A 23,219-nucleotide genomic window follows, 5' to 3' on the forward strand; every position below is an offset into this window, starting at 1 on the left:
ACGGATTACAGGCGCATCAGGCCGGAGACGAGACACATCACCGAGCCGAGCGCGAGCACCACGATGACGCCCTTCGGGATCTTCTGCTTCCAGAACGAGATCACGCCGCCGGCCAGGAAGAGGCCGACGAAGAGAAGGACGATCGCAGACTTGCTCACAGCGCACCCTTGGTCGACGGGAGGATGCCGGCCGCGCGCGGGTCGCGCTCGGCGGCGTAGCGCAGCGCCCGGGCCAACGCCTTGAACTGGCACTCCACGATGTGGTGCGCGTTGCGCCCGTACGGCACGTGGACGTGCAGGGCGATCTGCGCCTGGGCCACGAAGGACTCCAGGATGTGCCGGGTCATGGTGGTGTCGTAGGTGCCGATCATCGGCGCCATCGTCTCCGGCTCGGTGTGCACCAGGTAGGGGCGGCCGGAGAGGTCGACGGTGACCTGGGCGAGCGACTCGTCCAGCGGCACGGTGCAGTTGCCGAACCGGTAGATGCCGACCTTGTCGCCGAGCGCCTGCTTGAAGGCGCCGCCGAGGGCGAGGGCGGTGTCCTCGATGGTGTGGTGGGTGTCGATGTGCAGGTCGCCCTCGGTCTTCACGGTGAGGTCGAAGAGCCCGTGCCGGCCGAGCTGGTCCAGCATGTGGTCGTAGAAGCCGACGCCCGTGGAGATGTCGGTCTTCCCGGTGCCGTCGAGGTCTATCTCGACCAGGACCGAGGTCTCCTTGGTGGTGCGTTCGACGCGTCCGATGCGGGTCATGCGGGGTTACAGCTCCTTGATCACTTTGGCGACGGCGTCCAGGAAGGCGTCGTTCTCGGCGGGGGTGCCGGCGGTGACGCGCAGCCACCCCGGGACGCCGTTGTCACGGACCAGGACGCCGTGGTCGAGGATGGCCTGCCAGACGGCGTGGGTGTCGGCGAAGCGGCCGAACTGGACGAAGTTGGCGTCCGAGTCGGTCACCTCCAGCCCGAGTCCGCGCAGGGCGTCGACCAGCCGGTCGCGCTGGGCCTTGAGCCGGCCGACGTAGCCGAGCAGGGTGTCGGTGTGTTCCAGGCAGGCCAGCGCGGTGGCCTGGGTGACGGCCGACAGGTGGTAGGGCAGGCGGACCAGCTGGACCGCGTCCACCACCGCCGGGTCGGCGGCCAGGTAGCCCAGGCGCAGTCCGGCGGCGCCGAAGGCCTTGGACATGGTGCGGGTGACCACCAGGTTGGGGCGGCCCTCGATCAGCTCCAGCAGCGAGTCCCGGTGCGAGAACTCGACGTACGCCTCGTCGACCACCACCAGGCTGGGCCGGGCGGCCTGCGCGGCCTCGTACAGCCGCAGCACGACGTCGGCCTCGACGGCGGTGCCGGTCGGGTTGTTCGGCGAGCAGACGAACACGACGTTCGGCCGGTGCTCGGCGATGGCGGCGACGGCCGCGTCGAGGTCGATGGTGAAGTCCTCGTTGCGCGGCCCGGAGATCCAGCCGGTGCCGGTGCCCCGGGAGATCAGGGCGTGCATCGAATAGGAGGGCTCGAAGCCGAGCGCGGTGCGGCCGGGGCCGCCGAAGGTCTGCAGCAGCTGCTGGAGCACCTCGTTGGAGCCGTTCGCGGCCCACACGTTCGCCCGGGCGACCGGGAAGCCGGTGGTGCGGGTCAGGTAGGCCGCCAGGCCCTCGCGCAGCTCGACCGCGTCCCGGTCCGGATAGCGGTTGAGGTCTCGGGCGGCCTCGGCGACCCGTTCGGCGATCCGGGCCACCAGCTCCTCGGGGAGCCGGTACGGGTTCTCGTTGGTGTTCAGCTGGACGGGCACGTCGAGCTGGGGCGCGCCGTACGGGGACTGCCCGCGCAGCTCGTCGCGGATGGGAAGGGAGTCGATGGTGCTCACGCGCCCGGCACACTCCAGTCGAATCGGGCCTTGATCGCGTCGCCGTGACCGGGCAGGTCCTCGGCGTCCGCCAGGGTGACGACGTGCGCGGCGATGCCGGCCAGTGCCTCGCGGTCGTACTCGACGACCTGCACGCCGCGCAGGAAGGTCTGCACGGACAGGCCCGAGGAGTGGCAGGCGCAGCCGCCGGTGGGCAGCACGTGGTTGGAGCCGGCGGCGTAGTCGCCGAGCGAGACCGGCGTGTACCGGCCGATGAAGATCGCGCCCGCGTTGCGGACCCGGGCGGCGACCGCGTGGGCGTCCCGGGTCTGGATCTCCAGATGCTCGGCCGCGTAGGCGTCGACCACCGCGAGGCCCTGGTCGAGGTCGTCGACCAGGATGACGCCGGACTGCCGGCCGCCCAGGGCCTCGGCGACCCGCTCGCTGTGCCGGGTCCGGGTGACCTGCACCTTCAGCTCGGCCTCCACCGCCTCGGCCAGCTCGGGCGAGTCGGTGACCAGCACCGAACCCGAGGTCGGGCCGTGCTCGGCCTGGCTGATCAGGTCGGCGGCGACCTCGCGCGGGTCGGCGCTGTCGTCGGCGAGGACGGCGATCTCGGTCGGGCCGGCCTCCGAGTCGATGCCGATCCGGCCGGCGAAGTAGCGCTTCGCGGCGGCGACGTAGATGTTCCCGGGGCCGGTGACCATGTTCACCGGCTCGCACTCCTCGGTGCCGAGCGCGAACATGGCGACCGCCTGGGCGCCGCCGACCGCGTACACCTCGGTGACGCCGAGCAGCGCGCAGGCCGCCAGGATGGTCGGGTGCACGCGGCCGCCGAAGGCCTTCTGCGGCGGCGAGGTGACCGCGATGCCGCGGACACCGGCCTCCTGGGCCGGCACCACGTTCATCACAACGGAGGACGGGTAGACCGCCAGGCCGCCCGGTACGTACAGCCCGACCCGGTCCACCGGCACCCAGCGCTGGGTGACCGTGCCGCCGGGCACCACCTGGGTGGTGTGCCCCTCGCGGCGCTGGTCGGCGTGCACCGTGCGGGCCCGGCGGATCGACTCCTCCAGTGCGGCGCGCACCTTCGGGTCGAGCGTCTCCAGGGCCTCGGCGAGCTGCTCGGCGGGGACCCGGGTGGTCTCCAGCCGCACGCCGTCGAAGCGCTCGGTGATCTCGATCAGCGCCTGTACGCCCCGATGGTGCACGTCCTCGGCGATCGGCCGCACCGTCTCCAGGGCGGCCGCCACGTCGAACTCGGCACGGGGCAGCAGGTCACGCGGGTCGTCGAGCGAGCCGCGGAGGTCGATTCGAGAGATCACGCCACCCAGTGTAAGGAGTGGCCGGAACGGGCGGCCCCGCATTTCAGTCCGTGATACGAAGAGCGAGACGACCGGGGGAAGCAGGGGGGAACCATGACCGAACGGGCACCCGACGGCTGGACGGTGACCGAGCAGGGGCTCTGGCACGCGTTCCGGCACGGCCGGATCCACGACCTGCGGGTCGGCGTGGCCGAGCAGGACGACCCGTTCGGCGACGCCGACTGGGGGCCCGGGCGCACCGTCCGCGCCGAGGTGCTCTCCCGGCTGTTGCTGGACGGGCCCACCGCCGTCTCCGGCCGGGTCGCCTCGCTCAAGCTGACCGGCGCCCTGATCGCCGGCCCGCTGCGGCTGGCCGGCGGCACCATCAGCCACTACGTCGAACTGCACGAGTGCCGGTTCGAGCAGAAGGTCCTGATGTCCGAGGCCGAGGCGGGCACGGTGCGCTTCGTCGGCTGCCTGATCCCGCGCCTGGAGGCCTCCCGGCTCGCCACCTCCGGCGACCTGCACCTGGCCCGCTGCCGCCTCCCGCAGGGGGTCCGGCTCACCGACGCCCGGATCGGCACCGACCTGCTGCTCAACCAGGCCGTGCTCGGCGGCGACCGGTTCGGCCGGGCGCTGTCCGCCGACGGCCTCGCCGTCAGCCAGGACTTCGAGGCCGAGCGGCTGGAGGCCGTCGGCGAGATCAGCCTGCGCACCGCCCGGATCGGCGGCCGGTTCTCGCTGCGCGGCGCCCGGCTGCAGGCCGTCCCGGAGAACCCCAACGCGCTCAACGCCCCGCGAATAACCGTCGGCCACACGCTGTACCTGAGCAGCTCGGCGGACCGGGGCTGGACCGACTCGCAGTCCTACTACGGCTCCGGCTACGGCCAGGTCATCCCGCCCAGCGCCTCCAGCACCCCGTTCCGCGCGTACGGCCGGGTCCGGCTCTCCGACGGCCGGTTCGAGAACGCCTGCCTGATCTCCGGCGCCGAGTTCCACCTCGGGGAGGGGGACGAGCTCGCGCTGCGCCGGATCCAGACCCCCGAGCTGCGGTTCACCTGCCGCACCCCGCCCACCGGGCCGGTCTCGCTCTCCCGCGCGCGGATCGGCAACCTGGTCGACTCCCCCGAGGCCTGGCCGCACGGCCGCCACCTGGGCCTCACCGGCTTCACCTACGAGTGCCTGCGCCCGGCCGTGCCGTTCACCGTCCGGCAGCGGATCGCCTGGCTGGAGGGCTCCTCGGTCGACTTCCAGCCCGAGTCGTACGAGCAGCTGGCCGCCGCCCTGCGCCGGGACGGCGCCGACGACGACGCCCGCGAGGTGCTCTACGCCAAGCAGCGCCGCCGCCGGCAGACCCTGCCGCTGCCGTCCCGGATCTGGGGCCGGATCCAGGACGCCACCGTCGGCTACGGCTTCCGCCCCAACCGGGCCGCCCTCTGGCTGCTGCTCGCCTGGGCGCTCGGCAGCCTCTACTTCGCCACCCACGAGCTGCAGCCGCTCAAGGCCGACGAGCGGCCGCACTGGAACCCGGTGCTCTACGCGCTCGGCCAGCTGCTGCCCGTGGTCGACCTCGGCCAGCAGGGCTGGAACCCCGGCGGGACCTCCCAGTGGGTGGCCGCCGGCCTGGTCATCGTCGGGTGGGTGCTCGCCACCACCGTCGCCGCCGGCGCCAGCCGGATGCTCCAGCGCGGCTAGAACCGGCCCCGGCACGGGCCCCCGGGACGGGTGGGGGCACCCGGCCGGGGCCCCGTGCCGGTAACCCCCGGGCGCCCGCCCGCCCCGGGGAACTACGCTGTCCGCCGTGACAGAACGGCTGCCCCTCTTCCCGCTGAACACCGTGCTCTACCCGGGCCTGGTGCTGCCCCTGAACGTCTTCGAGGAGCGCTACCGCCGTCTCGTCGCCGACCTGCTCGCCCTGCCCGAGGACCAGCCCCGGCGGTTCGGCGTGCTGGCCATCAAGGACGGCCGCGAGGTCGCCCCGGTCCGCCCCGACGACGGCCCGGCCGGCCCGCTGAACGGCCTCGGCACCGTCACCGGCGACCCGCTGGAGGCGCTCCACCACATCGGCTGCGTCGCCGACCTCACCTCCGTCCAGCCCCAGCCGGACGGCCGGTACGAGCTGCTGGTCACCGGCACCACCCGGTTCCGGCTCCGCTCGGCCGACACCGGCGGCCCGTACCTGACCGGCGAGGCCGAGCCGATCGAGGAGCGCACCGGGGAGGGCTCCGGCGCCCTCGCCTCCGAGGTCGAACGCGCCTTCCGGACGTACCAGAAGCGCCTGGCCGGCGCCCGCGAGGCCAGCACCGTCGGCCGCCAGGAGCTGCCCGACGACCCCCAGGTGCTCTCCTACCTGGTCGCCGCCGCGACCGTCCTGGAGACCCCGCTCAAGCAGAAGCTGCTCGCCTCCCCCGACAACGCCCAGCGGCTGCGCCTCGAACTCGACCTGCTCCGCCGCGAGACGGCCGTGCTCGGCTGGCTCCCCTCGCTGCCCGCCGCCGACCTCACCCGCCAGTCCTTCAGCCCCAACTGACCGGCCCGGGGCGGCCCGACCCGGGCGGCCCCGGGACCGGGCAGCCCGTCCACCGGAGACCCGCACATGGCCAAGAAGCCGAAGAAGGGCGGCCAGGGCACCCCTGCCACCGTCGCCCTGGAGACCGCCGCCGTGCCGTTCACCGTCCACGCCTACGCGCACGACCCGGCCGCCGCCTCCTACGGCGGCGAGGCCGCCGAGGCCCTCGGCGTCCCGGCCGACCGGGTCTTCAAGACCCTGGTCGCCGACGTCGACGGCGTCCTCACCGTGGGCGTCGTCCCGGTCGCCGGCCGGCTCGACCTCAAGGCCCTGGCCGCCGCCGTCGGCGGCAAGCGCGCCGTGATGGCCGACCCGGCGGCGGCCGAACGCAGCAGCGGCTACGTCCTGGGCGGCATCTCCCCCCTGGGTCAGCGCCGTCCGCTGCGCACCGTCGTCGACGACGGCGCGCTCGCCCATCCCACCGTCTACGTCTCGGCCGGCCGCCGGGGCCTGGAGGTCGAGCTGGCCCCGGCCGACCTGATCACCCTCACCGCGGCGCGCACCGCCCCGATCACCCGCTGAGGCCCCTCAGGGCCCCGGGAGCGCACAGGGAGCGCCCGGGGAGCGCCCGGGGGAGTCAGCCCCGCCGCCCGTCCTCCGGCGGCACCGGCCCCGGATGCTCCGGGTGACCCGGGTGACCCGGGAACGCCTGCCCCGCGCCCTCCGGGGGCACCGGCGCGCCGTACGGCCCCGCCCAGTACGGCGGCGGGTCCTCCTCGCGCTTCCCGAACGCCGCCGACAGCGCGAGCAGCACCACCATCGCCGCCATCGGCCAGGCCAGCACCGCCCCGTACGCACCGAGGTCGATGTCCGCCCGGAAGTGCCCGCCGTTCCCGACCCGCCGGGCCTCCGCGATCAGGTCGCGGCTCGGCCCGAGCCAGCGTCCCAGCCCCCAGGCGCCGACCGAGGCGAGCAGCCCGCCGACGGCGAGCCCGAGGGCGACGGCGATCCCGCCGCCGCGCTTGCGGGTGACCAGGAACGCCCCGAGCGCCGTCAGCACGCCCATGCCCAGCCCGATCAGCACGAAGACGCTGTCCGCGCCGGCCCGCTGCTCCCCCTCCGGGTCGCCGTAGAGGATCTTGTTGCCGTCCACCACCAGCGGCACCTTGGGCGCCAGCCAGGCCCACAGCCCGGCCATCGCCACGCCCAGCACCAGACAGGCCAGGACCGTGATCGCACCGATCCGCAGCTCGGGCGCCAACCGCTGCAGGGAGGGCTCGTTCGACCGCTTCGCGGAGACCAGGTCCAGCACCGGGTAGGAACCCGGCGCCGGGGCCCGCGGCGGCGCGTACGGATCGGGAACGGCGTCCGCGACGGCGTCGGCGTCGGCTCGCGCGGGATCCGGAGGTGTGTTCGGTACGGTCACGGTGCCATCGTTTCACGACCGCCGCCGCGGCGACCGCGCCACCCGCGCACCCCGGCCCGGCGGGCGCGGGCCGCGCCTACCGCCGGGTCGCCCGCCGGTAGGCCCACGTGGCGGCCGCCAGCGACACCACGCCCACCCCGGCGCAGACCGCCAGGTCGCCGAGCACCGCCGCCCAGTCCGGGTCCGGTTCGAAGGTCCGTGCGAACGCCTCGACCCCGTACGTGGAGGGGAGCAGGTCGCGCATCCAGAGCACCGGCTGCGGCAGGTGGTCGACCGGCAGGACGCCGAGCAGCAGCGCGGCCGACATGCCGAGCTGCCCGAGCATGGTGGCCAGCTCCTGCCGGGGCGCGAGCAGCCCGCAGATCGCTCCGAGCCCGGAGAGCGCCGCACCGGCCAGCGGCACCACCGCGAGCAGCACCCACAGCTGTCCGAGCGGCAGCCCGAACATGACGGCGCCCGCGCCCGCCGTGACCAGCGTCCCGGGCAGCGTGAACGAGGCGTACGCGGCGGCCGCCCCGAGCACCACCGAGGCGGCCGGCACCGGCAGCGTCGCGTAGTGGTCGAGGCCGCCGGTGGCCCGCAGCCGGCCGAAGTACTGGGCGAGCAGGTTGAGCGCGACGAACGCGACGACCAGCACGCTGGAGCCGGCCACCACGTACCGGGCGGCCGAGGTCTGCCCGGCGTCGACCACGCCCCGCATCATCACCAGGATGCCGAGCGACTGGAAGGTGGCCACGAACAGCAGCGGGATCCGCGCCACCCGGGCCCGCGCCAGCTGCGCCCGGTAGACCGCGGCGAGGGCGGGCAGCAGCCGGGCCGCCGGCGCGAGCGGGGCGGGCCCGCCGCCCGTGGCCGGTGCGGTCCGTGGCGGAGCCGAGAGCAGCGTCACTTGGCCAGTCCTCCGTGGCGGCCGCCCAGCTTGAGGTACGCGTCCTCAAGGCTCGGGGTGGCCAGAGTGAAGTCGTCCAGGGCCGCGAAGGCCGGGCCGGTGGTGACGGCGGCGACCAGTTCGCGGGCCTGCTCGGGGGTGGTGCGGACGGTCCAGCGGCGGCCGGTGCGCTCGGCCCGTTCCGCGAGCGCGGCCACGGCGGGGACGCCGAGCGGCGCCTCGTCCCGCCAGACCAGGTCGAGCCGGACGTCGCCGTCGACCAGCGCCTTGAGGCCGCCCGGAGTGTCACAGGCGATGATCCGGCCGTCGTCGACCACGGCGACCCGGTCCAGCACGGTCTCCGCCTCGATGACGTTGTGGGTGACCAGCAGCACGGTCGCGGCCCGCTCGGCCCGACGCCGCTCCACGGCGGCCCAGACGGCCCGGCGGGCGATCGGGTCCATGCCGGTGGTGGGCTCGTCGAGGACGAGCAGCGGCCGGTCACCGACCAGGGCGGCGGCGAAGCAGGCGAGCCGGCGCTGGCCGCCGGAGAGCTTGGCGAGCGGCCGGTGGGCGAGCGGCTCCAGCGCCAGCTCGGTGATCACCTCGTCGGCCGCCGCCCGGGCCTGCGCCCGGCCGAGGCCGCGCAGCCGGCCGGTGGTCTCGGCGGCGAGGGCGACGGTCAGCTCGTCCAGCGCGGTGGACTCCTGCCCGAGGTAGCCCAGCAGCCTGGCGGCCCGCTCGGGGTGCTTGACCACGTCGTGGCCGAGCAGCTCGATCGAACCGGAGTCGGGCCGCAGCAGTCCGGTCAGCTGGCGGACCAGGGTGGACTTGCCGGCGCCGTTGGGTCCGAGCAGCCCGAAGATCTCCCCCTGCCGAACGGTCAGGGTGATGCCGTCGTTGGCCCGGATCTCGGTGGCGGCGGCGCCGCGCCCGGCGCGGTACGTCCTCACGAGGTCGCGCACGGCGCAGCACGGCGAGGTCTTCTGGGGTGCCCGCCCGGCCGTCTCGCTCACGACCGACGACTCTACGCGGTGCAACCGGCGAACCGGACAAGGGGGCCCGTTCCGCCACCCCTTCGCAGGTCAGTCGTCCCGGCAGGTCAGTCGTCGACGACCAGCTCCCCACCGGGGACGCGGGCGGCGAGCTCCTTCCAGAAGCCGGCCCGGATCGCGTACCGGTCGTGCTCGTCGATCTGGTCGTCCTTGTGGGCGAGCAGGCCGAACCGGGCGGCGTAGCGGAGGAGCTCGCCGTCGACCCGGTGCGGGATGCGCGGGTAGTCGGGCCAGAGCACGGTGAGCCGTTCGACGTCACCGAGCCGCCCGGTCCATCGGCGGGCGAAGACCTGGCCGACCTCGTGGGCGTCGCCGCCGATCGTGGTGATGTCCTCCTCGCGGTCGGCCCAGCGCTGTTCGGCGGTGGTGAGCTGGGCGAGGGTGGGCAGGCCGTCGCCGGCGGTGACGGCCGGTTCGGGGACGGGCCGGTCGACCCAGCCGCGGTCGGAGGACCAGCGCAGCACCGGACCGGCCTGCTGGTGGTGGGCCGCGGGGGCCGGCCGGTCGACGCTGCGCCCGGCGAGGTCCTTGGGGGTGGGGACGACCTTGAGCGCGGTGGCCGACTGCGGTCGGCCGTTGGCCACCGGGACGGCGGCGGGGGCGGGAGCGGGAGCGCCTGCGGCCGGGCGGACGGCGACCGACGCGGCGGCGGGCAACGAGCCGGGCAGCGTGCCGGGAAGGGCGGCGGGGGGCGCGGTGGGCGGGGCGGCGAGGATCTTGACGATCTCGTGGCGGGGGCCGGGAGCGGGGAAGACGGCGGAGGTCTCGCGGAGGCTGAACGAGCCCTCGATCCACTCGCGGTCCAGGACCCGCCGTTCGTCGGCCTCGCCGACCAGGTCCTCGGACTGGTTGAAGTCGCCGTCGGCGGCCTGGAGCGCCCAGAGGTGGACGACGACGCCGTGTTCCTTGGCGGACATCATGCCGGGCAGCAGGTCCCCGTCCCCGGTGATCAGGACGACGTCGGCGCAGGCCCGGTTGCGGGCGAGTTCGGACAGCTCGGCGTGCATCGCCGCGTCGACGCCCTTCTGCACCCAGCGGCCCTCGGCCCGGGTGAGCGCGCCGAGCCGGACGGTGACCCGGGGCAGGACCCGGAGGCGGCGGTGCTCCGGCATCGGGCGCCGCTCGGGGGCGGCGTCGAACCAGTAGATGCGCAGCAGCGGCAGGCCGGTCTCGGCCTCGGCCCGCTCGCGCAGGGCGGCGATCAGCGCGGTGTGGTCGACGGAGATCTTGGACCGCGACGGGTCTCCGGCGAGCAGGCTGGCGGCGGCGCCCAGCAGGTATCCGGCGTCCACCAGGACGACACAGCGGTCCATCGCGCACCTCGTTCCGCTCGCCCTCGGGGTCCGGCTCCGCCGGGGGCGGCGGTTCCGTGGTGGGCGCGGTCCGCCCGGCTCCCGGGCGGGGAGGGGGTGAGGGGGTACCCGCAACCGCCCGATCGTTGGGTCACCTTTTCCCCCTGGTTCGCCGGCCGAACCTCGGCGGTCCGTCGCGGTCCCGCAACAGGTCGAAGGGCCCCGCCGGCTCGGCGGGGCCCTTCGTACCGGTGGTGCCGGGTGCCCGGCCCCCGGGTCAGCCCTTGAGTTCGGCGGCGACCAGCTCGGCCAGCTGGACGGCGTTGAGCGCGGCGCCCTTGCGCAGGTTGTCGTTGGAGACGAACAGCGAGAGGCCGTTCTCGACCGTCTCGTCGGCACGGATGCGGCCGACGAAGCTCGGGTCGCGGCCGGCGGCCTGGAGCGGCGTGGGGATCTCGCTCAGCTCGACGCCGGGGGCGCCGGCGAGCAGCTCGGCGGCCCGCTCGGGGCTGATCGGACGCTCGAAGCGGGCGTTGATCTGCAGCGAGTGGCCGGAGAAGACCGGGACGCGCACGCAGGTGCCGGCGACCTTCAGGCCGGGGATGCCGAGGATCTTGCGGCTCTCGTGGCGGAGCTTCTGCTCCTCGTCGGTCTCGTTGGAGCCGTCGTCGACGATCGCGCCGGCCAGCGGCAGCACGTTGAAGGCGATCGGGCGCTTGTAGACCTGCGGCTCGGGGAACTCGACCGCGGAGCCGTCGTGGGCGAGCGCGGAGGCGCCGTCGACCACCTTGGCGGCCTGGTCCTGCAGCTCGGCCACGCCGGCCACGCCGCTGCCGGAGACCGCCTGGTAGGTGGAGACGACCAGGGCGGCGAGTCCTGCCTCGTCGTGCAGCGGGCGCAGCACGGGCATGGCGGCCATGGTGGTGCAGTTCGGGTTGGCGATGATGCCCTTGGGCCGGTCGGCGATGGCCTGCGGGTTGACCTCGGAGACGACCAGCGGGACGTCGGGGTCGCGGCGCCAGGCGGAGGAGTTGTCGATGACGACGGCGCCCGCGGCGGCGGCCTTGGGGGCGAGCTCCTTGGAGGTGGAGCCGCCGGCGGAGAAGATCACGATGTCCAGGCCGGTGTAGTCGGCCGTGGCCGCGTCCTCGACCGTGACCTCGGTGTCCTGCCACGGCAGGGTGCGTCCGGCCGAACGGGCCGAGGCGAACAGCCGCAGCTGCTCCACCGGGAAGTTCCGCTCCGCCAGGATCTCGCGGACCACGCCGCCGACCTGACCGGTGGCCCCGACAATGCCGATCTTCATTTCCGACTACTCCTCTTGATCGTGCTGTTCACAGCCGCAACACTCCGCCCATCATGCCTTGTCACGGGCGGAATCCGGCCTGGTATTCCACGGTGTGAGAGGCCCGGACCCCTCAGTGGTCCAGACCAGTCGCCAGCTCCAGGGCCCGCGCGACCTCGGCCGGCCCGGCCGGCAGCAGCGGCAGCCGGACGTCCGGGGTCGGGATCCGCCCCTGCGCGTGCAGCACGCCCTTCACCACCGACGGGTTCGGCGCCGCGAAGGCGGCGAGCGCCAGCCCGGTCAGCCGGTGGCCCAGCGCACGGGCGCGTGCCGCGTCCCCGGCCTCCCACGCCTCCACCAGTTCGACGAAGCGCGCGGTGGCCAGGTGCGCGGCTGCGGGGATACCACCGGCGGCACCCAGGGCCAGCAGCGGCGAGAGGAAGGCGTCCTCCCCCGACAGCACCGCGAACCCCTCCGGCGCGGCCGCGAGCAGTTCCACCGCGGCCTGGTCCACCCCGCCGGTGGCGTACTTCACGCCCACCACGCCCGGCAGGGCCGCGAGCTCCAGCAGCGCGCCGGCCGACAGGTCCTGCCCGGTCCGGTACGGGATGTGGTAGACGACCAGCGGTACCGAACTCGCCTCGGCCAGCGCCCGGAAGTGCGCGACCGTCCCGGCCTCGCCGGGCCGCACGAAGGACGGCACGGTGACCAGCGCGGCGGTCACGCCCGGCACCCGCCCGGCGAGCCCCGCCAGCTCCGCCGCGGCCGCCCGGGTGTCCGGCCCGCCGGCGCCGACCAGCAGCCGGGCGCCCCGGTCGGCGCAGACCGCCGCGCAGACCTCGACGACCGCGCGCCGCTCGGCGTCGTCCAGGGTGGCCGGCTCCCCCGTGGTGCCGAGGGCCACTAGCCCGGCCGCGCCGGCGTCCAGCAGCGAGCCGGCCAGCTTCTCCAGCGCGTCGAGGGCGACCGAGCCGTCGGCCGCGAAGGGGGTGATCAGCGGGACGTGGATGCCGTGGAGAGCCGTGGTGTGTTCCATGACGACGATCCTGCGGCCGGCCGATCGCACAGGTCCAGTTCACATTTCCGAGGCTTCTCGTAAGCTGAGCCGATGCTCGACGTCCGACGCCTGCGCCTGCTGCGCGAACTGGCCCACCTCGGCACCATCGCCGCCGTCGCCGAGGCGCTCTCGTTCAGCCCCTCGGCGGTGTCCCAGCAACTGTCCGTCCTGGAGAAGGAGGCCGGCGTCCCGCTCCTCGAACGCACCGGCCGCCGGGTCGCCCTCACCCCGGCGGGCCTGAACCTGGTCCGGCACGCCGAGGCGGTGTTGGAGCGGCTGGAACAGGCCGACGCCGAACTCGCCCACGCCCGTGAGGGGTTGGCCGGCCCGCTCCGGATCGGCACCTACCCGTCGGCGGCCCGTGCGATCATCCCCGCCCTGCTCGCCGAACTGGCCGGCTGGCACCCGGGGCTGGAGCCGATGGTCACCGAGGTCGACCCGGCCGCCGTGGCGGCGGCGCTGCGCGCCGGGGAGCTGGACGTCGCCCTGGTGCACGAGTACGACCTGGTCCCGGCCGATCCGGAGCCGGGGCTGGCGGTGACCCGGCCGGTCTTCACCGAGCCGATGTACCTCGCGGCCCGGGGTCCGGGCAGCGTGGCCGACCAGCGCACCGAGCCCTGGATCCTCGCCCCGGCCGGCACCCTCTGCCACACGATGGCCGTCCGGGCCTGCGAGAGCGCCGGGTTCGCGCCCCGGATCCGCCACCAGATCGACGACTTCGCCACCGTGCTCGCCCTGGTCGCGGCGGGCCAGGGCGTGGCCCTGGTGCCCCACCTCGGCACCGCGGAGCCGCCGCCCGGCGTCACCCTCACCCGGCTGCCGATGTACCGCCGCACCCGGACGGCCTTCCGAGCCGGCGCCGGGGCCCACCCCGCGATCTCCGCGTTCGTCTCGGCCCTGTACACCGCCGTCCCGCCGGGGCTGCGCGGCTCGGCCTGAACGCGCCGGGGCGCCCACCCCCGGAAGGGTGGACGCCCCGCTCGACCCACGGCCGCACCGGGCCGGCCGCGGCCCGGCCGGTCGGTCAAGGGCCGGTCGGTCGGTCAAGGGCCGGTCGGTCGGTCAAGGGCCGGTCGGTCGGTCAAGGGCCGGTCAGCCGGCCAGGCAGCTCGGCCCGAGCAGCTGCTTCAGGTCCCCGAACAGCGCCGGATCCGACTTCACCCGGTGCCGGTCCAGCCGCAGCACGGTCGTCCTGTCCCGCGCCTCCAGCCGCACCCGCACCTCGGTCGTCCCCCGGTGGCTGCTCAGCACCTCGCCGAGCCTGGCCACCAGCGGCGGCGTCACCTTCACGCTCGGGATGTTGATGATGATCGGCGCGTCGGCGTGCGCGTTGGACAGGTCCGGAACCGACAGCTCCATCCCCATCAGCCGCGGCACGTCCTCCCGCTTGTCCAGCTTGCCGCGGACGAACACCACCGCGTCCTCGACCAGTTGCGAGGAGACCAGCTGGTAGCTGGCCGGGAAGAACATGCAGTCGATCGAGCCCGCCAGGTCCTCGACCGTCGCGATCGCCCAGGCGTTGCCCTGCTTGGTCATCTTCCGCTGGAGGCCCGAGATGATGCCGCCGATGGTGACGATGGTGCCGTCCGGCCGTTCGGCGAGGTCGGCGACCGCGCAGTCCGCCTTGTCGGAGAGCACGTGCTCGATGCCGTGCAGCGGGTGCGAGGAGACGTACAGGCCGAGCATCTCCCGCTCCTGGGTCAGCAGGAACGACTTCTCCCACTCGTCCTCGGAGAAGACGACGTCCAGCCCGAAGCTCGGCTCGTCGGCGTCCGCGTCGCCGCCGAAGAGGTCGAACTGCCCCTCGGCCTCCTTGCGCTTGACCCCGACCACGTTGTCGATCATCGGCTCGAACTGCGCGGTCAGGCCCTTGCGGGTGTGCCCGAGCGAGTCGAACGAACCCGCCTTGATCAGCGATTCCACGGTCCGCTTGTTGCAGACCACCGACTCCACCTTGTCCAGGAAGTCGGGGAAGGAGACGAACTTCCCCTTCGCCTTCCGGGTCCGGATCATCGACTCGACGACCGGCCCGCCGACGTTGCGGATGGCGGTCAGGCCGAAGCGGACCAGGGTGTCCCCGTGCGGGGTGAAGTCGGAGTCCGACTCGTTGACGTCCGGCGGGAGCACCTGGATGCCCATCTTGCGGCACTCGTTGAGGTAGACCGCCGACTTGTCCTTGTCGTCCTTGACCGAGGTCAGCAGGCCGGACATGTACTCGGCCGGGTAGTTGGCCTTGAGGTACGCCGTCCAGTACGAGACCAGCCCGTACCCGGCCGTGTGCGCCTTGTTGAACGCGTAGCCGGAGAAGGGGACCAGGACGTCCCAGACCGCCTGGATCGCCGCGTCCGAGTAGCCGTGCTCGCGGCAGCCCCGCTGGAAGGGGACGAACTCCGCCTCCAGGATCTCCTTCTTCTTCTTGCCCATGGCCCGGCGCAGCAGGTCGGCCTGGCCGAGCGAGTAGCCGGCCAGGATCTGCGCGGCCTTCTGCACCTGCTCCTGGTAGACGATCAGGCCGTACGTCGGCTTGAGGATCTCCTCCAGGGGCTTCTCCAGCTCCGGGTGGATCGGGGTGATCTCCTGCTGGCCGTTCTTGCGCAGCGCGTAGTTGGTGTGCGAGTTGACGCCCATCGGACCGGGCCGGTACAGCGCCAGCACCGCGGAGATGTCCTCGAAGTTGTCGGGCTTCATCAGGCGCAGCAGCGAGCGCATGGGGCCGCCGTCGAGCTGGAAGACGCCGAGCGTGTCGCCGCGCGCCAGCAGCTCGTAGGTCGGTTTGTCGTCCAGGGGCAGATCAAGCAGGTTGATCTTGATGCCCTTGTTCTTCTCGATCGCCTTGACGGCGTCGTCCATGATCGTCAGGTTGCGCAGGCCGAGGAAGTCCATCTTGAGAAGGCCGAGGCCCTCACAGGTGGGGTAGTCGAACTGCGTGATGGTGACGCCGTCGGTGTGCCGGGTCCAGACCGGGATGTGGTCGGTCAGCGGCTCGGCGGACATGATGACGCCGGCGGCGTGCACGCCGGGCTGGCGGATCAGGCCCTCGATGCCGCGCGCGGTGTCGATGACCTTGCGCACGTCCGGGTCGGTCTCGTACAGCCCGCGGATCTCACCGGCCTCGCCGTAGCGCGGGTGGCTGGTGTCCGTGATGCCGGACAGCGGGATGCCCTTGCCCATGACGTCCGGCGGCATCGCCTTGGTGATCCGGTCACCCATCGCGTACGGGTAGCCCAGGACCCGCGAGGAGTCCTTGATGGCGGCCTTCGCCTTGATGGTGCCGTACGTGACGATCATGGCGACCTTGTCGGACCCCCACTTGTCCGTCACGTACCGGATCACGTCACCGCGCCGGCGCTCGTCGAAGTCGATGTCGACGTCGGGCATGGAGATGCGCTCGGGGTTGAGGAAGCGCTCGAAGATCAGACCGTGCGGGATGGGGTCGAGGTCGGTGATGCCCATCGCGTACGCGACCAGCGAGCCGGCCGCCGAACCACGGCCCGGGCCCACCGCGATGCCCTGTTCCTTGGCCCACATGATGAAGTCGGCGACCACGAGGAAGTACGCCGGGAACCCCATCTGGATGATGGTGTCCATCTCGTACTCGGCGAGCTTCTTGTGCTCCTCGTCGTAACCCTCGGGGAAGCGCCAGTCCATGCCCTTCCACACCTGGGACTTGAAGAAGTCCGCCTCGGACTCGAAGCCCTCCGGGATGGGGAAGCGCGGCATCAGGTTCTTGAACTCGAACATGCCCGCGGTGTCGACCCGGGAGGCGACGAGCAGCTGGCTGTTCCGGCAGCCCTCCTGCCAGGCGTCCGAGGAGTCCAGCCCGTACATCTCGGCGGCCGACTTGATGTAGTAGCCGGTGCCGTCGAAGCGGAAGCGGTCCGGGTCGGAGAGGTTCTTGCCGGTCTGCACGCAGAGCAGCAGGTCGTGGGCGCCGGCGTCGCTCTCGGTGGTGTAGTGCGAGTCGTTGGTGACCACCGGCGGGATGTTCAGCTTCTTGCTGATCTCCAGCAGCCCGTCCCGGACCCGCTTCTCGATGTCCAGGCCGTGGTCCATCAGCTCAAGGAAGTAGTTCTCCTTGCCGAAGATGTCCTGGTAGTCGGCGGCGGACTTGACCGCCTCGTCGAAGTGGCCCAGCCGCAGCCGGGTCTGCACCTCGCCGGACGGGCAGCCCGTGGTGGCCATCAGGCCGGCCGCGTGCTCGGCGATGATCTCCTTGTCCATCCGGGGCCACTTCACGAGCCAGCCCTCGGCGTACGAGCGCGAGGTCAGCTTGAAGAGGTTGTGCAGGCCCTCCCTGTTCCGGGCCCAGATGGTCTTGTGGGTGTAGGCGCCGGACGCCGAGACGTCGTCCTTCTTCTGGTGCGGCTGGCCCCACAGGATGCGCTTGGTGTTGGACCGGGACTCCGGGGCGACGTACGCCTCGATCCCGATCACCGGGGTGATGCCCGCGGCGGTGGCCTGCTTGTGGAACTCGGCCGCGCCGTACATGTTGCCGTGGTCGGTCATCGCGACATGGGTCTGCCCCAGCCGCTCGACCTCCTTGAACAACTGCTTCAGCCGGGCGGCACCGTCCAGCATCGAGTACTCGGTGTGGACGTGCAGATGCGCGTACGGCTGGTCGCTCAAGGCGGGGCCTCCGGAGGCTCGTGCTGTCTGGCTGGCCGGCGAACGCGCAGGTCACGGGCAGTGCGCCTGGAAACAGTTGCGGCCCGAGCCACTCCCGGGGCCCGGACCAGCACTCACGCGTTCACGCTCCTACTCTAGCCTCCGGACGCACCCGCCTCCGGCCACGCGCCGCGCCCCGAAGGATCGCCCATGCCTCACCAGCAGCCCGCCGCCACCGACCGTGCCGAAACGGTACTCAGCGTCTTCGAAACAGCCTTCGGCGACCTGCTCGCCCAGGATCCGGCGGCGTTCCGGGTCAAGTTCCGGAAGATGGCGGCGTCCGCCTTCGCGTTCTACCGGGGCACCGCCGGCCTCTACTACGCGGACCTCACCACCGAGCCGTTCGCGTCCTTCGGCGCGCCGTTCCTCGACGAGCGCACCAGCCGGGTCTGGATCCACGGCGACCTCCACGCGGAGAACTTCGGCACCTACCTGAACGCCGAGGGACGCCTGGTCTTCAACGTCAACGACTTCGACGAGGCCTACGTCGGAGCCTTCACCTGGGACGTCCAGCGGCTCGCCGCCTCCCTCGCGCTGATCGGCTACGCCAAGGCGCTCTCGGACGCGACGATCACCGAGCTGGTCACCGCCTTCGCCACCGCCTACCGGGCCCGGATCTCCGCCCACGTCACGACCGGCGACGCCGACCCGTACACCCTGGACACCACCACCGGCCCGGTCCTCGACACCCTCCGGCAGGCCCGGGTGCAGACCCGGGTCTCGCTCCTCGACGGCGACACCGTCGTCGAGGGCTACGACCGCCGCTTCCGCCTCGGCGGCGGCGCGATCGAACTCGACGAGCCCACCAGGACCGAGGTGCTGGCCGCGTTCGAGGACTACCTGACCACCCTGCCGCCGGCCTCCCGCACCCGCCCGGCCGCGCTGCGGGTCAAGGACGTCGTCGGCCGCCGGGGGATCGGCATCGGCTCGGCCGGCCTGCCGTCGTACAACCTCCTGCTCGAAGGGCACACCGACGCCCTGGAGAACGACGTGATCATCTACATGAAGCAGGGGCAGACCCCGGCCGTCTCGCGCCACGTCACCGATCCCACCATCGCCGACTACTTCGAGCACGAGGGCCACCGCACGGTCATCTCCCAGCGCGCCCTCCAGTCCCACAGCGACCCGTGGCTCGGGTACACGACGCTGCGCGGCCGCGGCCAGCTGGTCGCCGAGGTCTCCCCGTACGCGACGGACCTCGACTGGACCGACCTCAACGAACTGCCCGACCTGCTCGCCGTCACCAGGTACCTGGGCCGGGCCACCGCCACCATGCACGCGGCGGCCGACGAGTCCTCCAGCGGCCACACCCTGGTGCCGTTCTCCACCGAGCACGCGATCGACGAAGCCCTCGCCCGGGACGAGGCCGGCTTCACCGCGATGCTCGTCGACTTCGCCCACGCCTACGGCGCCCGGGCCCGCGCCGACCACCAGCTCTTCGTGGACCTCTACCGCAACGGCCGCATCCCCGGCCTCTGATCACCCGCCGGTCAGGGCCGCCAACCGCTCCCCGGCGGCGGCCCTGACCTCGGGCTCCTCCAGCGCGTCGTCCCGCAGGTACGCGAGCCGCTCCCTGACGTCCGCGCGGTCCGGCGCGTGCCGCGCCCCGAGCAGCCGGGCCCCGGCCTCACAGTCCCAGAGACACTCCAGGTACACCTTGTCCAGGCCCGTCCGATCGATCTCCGCCAGCGCCTCCAGGTAGCGCACGCGCTCGTACGAGTGCGGCGTCCACAACCAGAACCGCCGGAGCAGCGACACCGCGTCCCGGGCCGCCGTCCCGAACCGCCGCAGCCCGTCGGCCGTCCTCATCGGCCCGCACCACCGCCGCTCCACCCAGTCCCGTTCCAGGTCGGCGACCAGCACCGGGACGTCCTCGGCCGTCCCGTGCCCGGCCAGCACCGCGTGACCCAGCAACCGCAGCCATCCGGGCTCCGTGACGGCGGCCCACTCCCGGGCGGCGGGCACCGCCAGGGGCCCGAGCTTCTCGACCACCCCGATCAGCGGCCACAGGACGTGCTTCCCGTCCGCCGTCCCCAGCGACGGCACCAGGGGGATCACCCCGGGCTCCGGACCCCGGTCGTCGATCACGTCGAGCGCGGCGGTCCTGCGCTCCTCCGACTCCCCGGGATCCGCCAGCAGCTCCAACAGCCCGGCGTTGTCGACGTCCGCCAACGGCTTCCGCTCCCGGGGCCCGTGCACCGGCCCGGGCCCGGCGAGCTCCCACCGGTACCACGGCTCCCCCCAGCGGTCCTCCGGGTCCCGCTCCGCCCGCTCCCGCCCGGTCTCCGCCAGGTCGTCCCACCACTCCACCGGCCACCGGTGCGCCATCTCCTCCAGCGCCGCGACCCAGTGCTCCCCCTCCTCCACGTACTCCCGCAGCGACTCCCGGGCCTCCCCCGACCCGTCCAGCGCGAGCAGCGCCAACACCCGCGCGGCTCGCCCGCTCGCTTCCTCCCCCGCGCCGAGCCCCTCCGCCACCGGCCCCAGCGGCAGCTCCAAGTCCCTCACCAGCCGGGCCAGGTAGAGCCCCCGCTGGTCGACCGAGTCCCACCGCCAGTCCCACCGGACGCAGCCGTAGACGATCTCGGCAGCGGCCGCAGGATCCTCGACGGCCATCCGCGCCCCCAGCCCCCGCCCCCGCTGCACCAGCCCCGCCAACGTCGCCGCCGGCGCATACCGCCCCTCACTCATCACCATCCCCCCATCCTCCCCTCCACGGCACATCCACCACGGCGCAGACCACCTTGCCGTCCGGCATCGGCTCCCACCACCGGCACCGCGACACCCCTCGCACCACAACGAGGCCCCGCCCGCACTCCCCGGGCTCGCGGGGAGCACACGTGCCGAAGAACTACACCGAAGTTTCGACCGTCTACGGGCTCGGGCGCTCGGCCCACCCGAGACCTACCCGCGGCTGACCATCATGCTCATGGAGAGTCGCACGGGATCAACAAGCCCGATCCCGCCGAGACCGATTTCTCCGATGTCGCCTGGGAGAAGTCCCCGTTCAGCGGAGGGGGCGACAACTGCGTCGCGTTCGGCGTGATCGGCGAGTTCGTCGCCGTCCGCGACTCCAAGAACCCCCCACCGACCCCGCTGGCCTACACCCGCTCCGAGATCCGCGCCATGGTCGACGGCGCCAAGGCCGGCGCCTTCGACCACCTGCGCTGAACTTCCTCCGGTTCCGACACGATACGGCCGCCTTCGTCGCACACGACGAAGGCGGCCGGGCCCTACCCTTGCATTCCTGGACTCACAACTGAGGTGGCACGCCTGGTCGGGCACGGAAGCCCTGGCCAGATCCTGTTGGGACACACGATCACGTACTGTCCCGACCACCGGCTGTCCGACACCCAACAGGACCACACCGCGTCGGATCCAACAGCCAGCTGCTCACTTGCAGCCTGACGGCGTTCCGCCAGCGGCAACCAGTGGTCACCCTCCGGCAAGTGCTCGCGGTATCGAGCCGCCAGCCACGCGACTGCATCACCCACAGTCGCCCAGGTACCCCGCACTTGACTGACTGGCCGCTGCAACCACCAGCCCGTCATCATCGGTGGAAGCTCCGAGTACCGGAATCCTCCGCCCTCCACCGGCCTACGCTCCGACTCCTTCGCCAACAGTCGGCCATCACCAGCCCACTCATAGCCGTGATAATGCAACTGCGCCTCTCCTCAAAGACACTGCTGCCCTGGCCGCCCGCAGCACTTCGGGCGGCCAGGGCTGGCATCGGACCGAGCAGCACTCAGAGCGACAGGCCGAACCTCAGAGGATCGATCCCCGCGGCGCTCAACTCCTCGACAGTGAAGAGCAACGGCTGCCCGTCCGGACGCTTGCTGTCGCTGAGGGCGAACACGCCCGGGGCGTCCGGCACGACGCCGAGAGTCACGCAGGTCTCGGTGTCGTCGCCCCCTCCCTGGTTGCCGCCGCACGCACGGTAGAACTCGACCCTCGACAGGTCGAGTTCGTAGAGGTTGCGCTCACTCATCGCCTACACCTTCCTGGTGAATTCGAGCGAGAATTCCCCGCGCCACCAAGATAGGTCCAACCAGCGGCCCGATCCACGGCTATTCACGTGACCGCATAATTTCGCTAGGCGCCACGGCGAAAATCATCCGACCATCGTTCGAGCTGCGCCCGAGCATCTCCACCGAAGAGTGCGTAGCTCTCCATCGTCGAGAAAGCCTCCACATGCATGACCACATCCCTCGGGTCTCGAATCACCAGAACTCCACTGGTGGTTTCGATCGTGACGAGGGATTTGTCATAAATGGTGAAAGTGTCCATTGGAGCAACGGGCATGCGGCCCCGCAAAGGGATGACGCCGATCCGGACATTTGGCAGCCTCGAAACGGACGCAAGCCGATCCAGCTGCACAGCCATAGCCGGAGCCGAGATCAGCGGCCACCTTACCGCCATCTCCGACAACAGGAAAGTGAACCGCTTTCGGGCGTCATAGAGAACCTCCTGGCGGCTCAACTTCCGCGCGATCAGCCGGCTCTGGTCCCCGCCGAGGTGGGCCAGACTGGCCCTGATGTACTCGGGAGTCGACAGCAGGCCGGTGATCATCGAGAGCAGGAAGTACCTGAACTCGACGGTGCCGGCCTCCATGCCGGCCAGTTCCTGCTGCTTGTACTGGAGGCCTCTACGCCGGAGCGATCGGAGGTCCTGCCACTCGGTGTGAGCCAGGCGGACAAGCTCCGCCACCCTGGCGAGCACGTCCGGCGGGGCATCCAGAGCGCGGAGGATCTGCTCGACATCTACCGGATTCGCCGGAGTCTTCCCGTTCTCGATCCGGGAGATCTTGGATTGCGACATGTTGCAGCGCACAGCGAGCCGGGCCCCTGAGAGCCCGGCTCGCTGTCGCAGCTCTTTCAATGTCGCAGCCAGTTCCTGCTTCGAGCGGCCCAGCTGCTCCGGGTGGAGCGTCACGACCCGACGTACTCCAGGAACGGCACGGATTCCGCAACAGCAATGCGCCGATACTCGATGAAGGGCGCGGGATCACCATCGAAGAGTTCTCGGCTGATCTGCGTCCCGTCCGCCCGGTAATTCATCAGGACGACTTTTGACCTGTCGAACATCCAGAAGTCCTGAGCACCCACCAAGGGATTCTCCCGGTCGGTCACATCGAGGATTCGAATACCCTCGCCGGCAGTGACATGATGCCGGTAGTAGTGATCGAACTCGAAACGAAGGTAGTCCGAGAGTGGGCGAGTGACAACATGGACCCTCCCGACCTTCTTCCCCTCGGCCGACCACTGCCGGACTTCACTCATCCAGCCGGACTCATAGTCATCGGGGGAATTCTCTCCGTCCAGGAAGCGCGCCAGCTTCTCCGCCTCCTGTGGCACGGCGTAGGCGGGCAGCGTTTCGAGCCTCCACGCCTCCAACCGCATGGAGTCGAAGCACTGCTCCCAGGCATCACCAGCCAAGAGCACGGAACGCCTCCCTCAACACGCTCTCGGGAATCTCGACCAGCCCCTCGCCCACGGGCGGGGCAAAGGCCTCGGACAGCTCGCCCTGAACCACGAACGACCCCGCTTCCGTCCGGTAGACGTTGGGACAGTCCTTCTCCCCGCACTCGCCACTGCCGCTACCTGTGAGCCGAGTGAGCACTGCACGTCCGGACACGTCAAGCCTCCTTGGGCCGAGCATGGTTGACCAGCTGACAGCCAAGCTAGCGACGCCGGGCGCAGACCGTCCACGCATAACCGCGACTATGCACGTCATCGACTAATGATCACGACCCGAGCTCCTCGGCGGCTCAGCACAGCCTCCCCGGCTTCCGCCCACTTCGAGGTCCGAACCGCAGTCGGCGCATTCGTCCCCGCCCCTGGCCCCCTCACCGCCCCACCGCACGGCCGCCGTCGGCGTGGGCCACGCAGGCGGGCCGGTACCCCGCGCGGGGCGGGGGGCCGGGC

Annotated in this window: 22 protein-coding genes; 6 read left to right on the top strand and 16 right to left on the bottom strand. The window is 72.2% G+C overall.

Features of this window, described 5'->3' with window-relative positions:
- Positions 1–5: 5 nt before the first annotated feature.
- Genes ABZY91_RS11095 through hisD form a run of 4 tightly spaced genes read right to left on the bottom strand, consistent with a single transcriptional unit; the run spans position 6 to position 3,159 of the window.
- Positions 6–158 carry a hypothetical protein gene (locus ABZY91_RS11095; protein WP_329882110.1) on the bottom strand — a complete coding sequence of 51 codons (153 nt, stop codon included), beginning with the start codon at positions 156–158 and terminating at the stop codon, positions 6–8.
- On the bottom strand, positions 155–748 hold the full coding sequence (gene hisB, locus ABZY91_RS11100; protein WP_329882111.1) for an imidazoleglycerol-phosphate dehydratase HisB: 594 nt from the start codon (positions 746–748) through the stop codon (positions 155–157). The genes ABZY91_RS11095 and hisB overlap by 4 nt, the downstream gene beginning before the upstream one ends.
- 6 nt (positions 749–754) lie before the next feature.
- On the bottom strand, positions 755–1,855 hold the full coding sequence (locus ABZY91_RS11105; RefSeq protein WP_355401555.1) for a histidinol-phosphate transaminase: 1,101 nt from the start codon (positions 1,853–1,855) through the stop codon (positions 755–757).
- Positions 1,852–3,159, bottom strand: coding sequence for a histidinol dehydrogenase (gene hisD, locus ABZY91_RS11110; protein ID WP_329882113.1), 1,308 nt, complete (start codon positions 3,157–3,159; stop codon positions 1,852–1,854). Before hisD ends, ABZY91_RS11105 begins: the two co-directional genes overlap by 4 nt.
- Before the next feature lie 93 nt (positions 3,160–3,252).
- On the opposite strand from hisD, the gene ABZY91_RS11115 reads away from it, so the two are divergent.
- The 3 genes from ABZY91_RS11115 (at position 3,253) to ybaK (ending at position 6,229) form a co-directional block, all read left to right on the top strand.
- Positions 3,253–4,833, top strand: a complete 1,581-nt coding sequence (locus ABZY91_RS11115; protein ID WP_329882114.1) for an oxidoreductase — start codon at positions 3,253–3,255, stop codon at positions 4,831–4,833.
- Between the two features lie 106 nt (positions 4,834–4,939).
- Positions 4,940–5,668 (top strand): LON peptidase substrate-binding domain-containing protein, encoded by a 729-nt coding sequence (locus ABZY91_RS11120; RefSeq protein WP_329882115.1) that lies wholly within the window; start codon positions 4,940–4,942, stop codon positions 5,666–5,668.
- Positions 5,669–5,734: 66 nt separating this feature from the next.
- Positions 5,735–6,229 (top strand): Cys-tRNA(Pro) deacylase, encoded by a 495-nt coding sequence (ybaK, locus tag ABZY91_RS11125; RefSeq protein WP_355401558.1) that lies wholly within the window; start codon positions 5,735–5,737, stop codon positions 6,227–6,229.
- Between the two features lie 55 nt (positions 6,230–6,284).
- Here ybaK and ABZY91_RS11130 read toward each other — a convergent pair whose 3' ends face one another.
- The 6 genes from ABZY91_RS11130 to ABZY91_RS11155 all read right to left on the bottom strand — a co-directional run bounded on the left by ABZY91_RS11130 (position 6,285) and on the right by ABZY91_RS11155 (position 12,609).
- The gene (locus ABZY91_RS11130; protein ID WP_355401560.1) at positions 6,285–7,073 is read right to left on the bottom strand and encodes a hypothetical protein; all 789 of its coding nucleotides are present in this window, start codon (positions 7,071–7,073) and stop codon (positions 6,285–6,287) included.
- Between the two features lie 76 nt (positions 7,074–7,149).
- Positions 7,150–7,962: an ABC transporter permease gene (locus ABZY91_RS11135; protein ID WP_329882119.1), complete on the bottom strand. Its 813-nt coding sequence runs from the start codon at positions 7,960–7,962 to the stop codon at positions 7,150–7,152.
- Positions 7,959–8,957 (bottom strand): ABC transporter ATP-binding protein, encoded by a 999-nt coding sequence (locus ABZY91_RS11140; protein ID WP_329882120.1) that lies wholly within the window; start codon positions 8,955–8,957, stop codon positions 7,959–7,961. Before ABZY91_RS11140 ends, ABZY91_RS11135 begins: the two co-directional genes overlap by 4 nt.
- 86 nt (positions 8,958–9,043) lie before the next feature.
- Positions 9,044–10,309 carry an NYN domain-containing protein gene (locus ABZY91_RS11145; protein WP_355401562.1) on the bottom strand — a complete coding sequence of 422 codons (1,266 nt, stop codon included), beginning with the start codon at positions 10,307–10,309 and terminating at the stop codon, positions 9,044–9,046.
- A 256-nt stretch (positions 10,310–10,565) separates the two neighbouring features.
- Positions 10,566–11,594, bottom strand: a complete 1,029-nt coding sequence (locus ABZY91_RS11150; RefSeq protein WP_329952051.1) for an aspartate-semialdehyde dehydrogenase — start codon at positions 11,592–11,594, stop codon at positions 10,566–10,568.
- 112 nt (positions 11,595–11,706) lie between these two features.
- The gene (locus ABZY91_RS11155) at positions 11,707–12,609 is read right to left on the bottom strand and encodes a dihydrodipicolinate synthase family protein (RefSeq protein ID WP_355401564.1); all 903 of its coding nucleotides are present in this window, start codon (positions 12,607–12,609) and stop codon (positions 11,707–11,709) included.
- Positions 12,610–12,681: 72 nt separating this feature from the next.
- Here ABZY91_RS11155 and ABZY91_RS11160 point away from each other — a divergent pair, with 72 nt between their 5' ends.
- Positions 12,682–13,569 carry a LysR substrate-binding domain-containing protein gene (locus ABZY91_RS11160; RefSeq protein ID WP_329882125.1) on the top strand — a complete coding sequence of 296 codons (888 nt, stop codon included), beginning with the start codon at positions 12,682–12,684 and terminating at the stop codon, positions 13,567–13,569.
- A gap of 153 nt (positions 13,570–13,722) precedes the next feature.
- Here ABZY91_RS11160 and dnaE read toward each other — a convergent pair whose 3' ends face one another.
- Positions 13,723–17,256 (bottom strand): DNA polymerase III subunit alpha, encoded by a 3,534-nt coding sequence (gene dnaE, locus ABZY91_RS11165; protein WP_329952049.1) that lies wholly within the window; start codon positions 17,254–17,256, stop codon positions 13,723–13,725.
- Between the two features lie 189 nt (positions 17,257–17,445).
- On the opposite strand from dnaE, the gene ABZY91_RS11170 reads away from it, so the two are divergent.
- Positions 17,446–18,774: a DUF2252 domain-containing protein gene (locus tag ABZY91_RS11170; protein WP_355401567.1), complete on the top strand. Its 1,329-nt coding sequence runs from the start codon at positions 17,446–17,448 to the stop codon at positions 18,772–18,774.
- On the opposite strand, the gene ABZY91_RS11175 is transcribed toward ABZY91_RS11170, so the two are convergent.
- Positions 18,775–19,992, bottom strand: a complete 1,218-nt coding sequence (locus ABZY91_RS11175) for a hypothetical protein (protein ID WP_355401604.1) — start codon at positions 19,990–19,992, stop codon at positions 18,775–18,777.
- Between the two features lie 249 nt (positions 19,993–20,241).
- Here ABZY91_RS11175 and ABZY91_RS11180 point away from each other — a divergent pair, with 249 nt between their 5' ends.
- The gene (locus ABZY91_RS11180) at positions 20,242–20,466 is read left to right on the top strand and encodes a DUF397 domain-containing protein (RefSeq protein WP_355401595.1); all 225 of its coding nucleotides are present in this window, start codon (positions 20,242–20,244) and stop codon (positions 20,464–20,466) included.
- A 574-nt stretch (positions 20,467–21,040) separates the two neighbouring features.
- On the opposite strand, the gene ABZY91_RS11185 is transcribed toward ABZY91_RS11180, so the two are convergent.
- The 4 genes from ABZY91_RS11185 to ABZY91_RS11200 all read right to left on the bottom strand — a co-directional run bounded on the left by ABZY91_RS11185 (position 21,041) and on the right by ABZY91_RS11200 (position 22,953).
- Entirely contained in the window at positions 21,041–21,283 is a 243-nt protein-coding gene (locus ABZY91_RS11185; protein ID WP_355401569.1) for a DUF397 domain-containing protein, read from the bottom strand.
- A gap of 104 nt (positions 21,284–21,387) precedes the next feature.
- A complete protein-coding gene (locus tag ABZY91_RS11190) occupies positions 21,388–22,227 on the bottom strand; it encodes a helix-turn-helix transcriptional regulator (protein ID WP_355401571.1) in 840 nt (279 codons plus the stop codon).
- Complete coding sequence (locus ABZY91_RS11195; RefSeq protein WP_355401573.1) at positions 22,224–22,736, bottom strand: DUF6879 family protein; 513 nt, start codon at positions 22,734–22,736, stop codon at positions 22,224–22,226. The genes ABZY91_RS11190 and ABZY91_RS11195 overlap by 4 nt, the downstream gene beginning before the upstream one ends.
- The gene (locus ABZY91_RS11200) at positions 22,720–22,953 is read right to left on the bottom strand and encodes a hypothetical protein (protein WP_355401597.1); all 234 of its coding nucleotides are present in this window, start codon (positions 22,951–22,953) and stop codon (positions 22,720–22,722) included. The genes ABZY91_RS11195 and ABZY91_RS11200 overlap by 17 nt, the downstream gene beginning before the upstream one ends.
- Positions 22,954–23,219: the final 266 nt, after the last annotated feature.

It is taken from the genome of Kitasatospora sp. NPDC002965 (assembly GCF_040611255.1).
In the GTDB taxonomy this organism is placed as follows: domain Bacteria; phylum Actinomycetota; class Actinomycetes; order Streptomycetales; family Streptomycetaceae; genus Kitasatospora.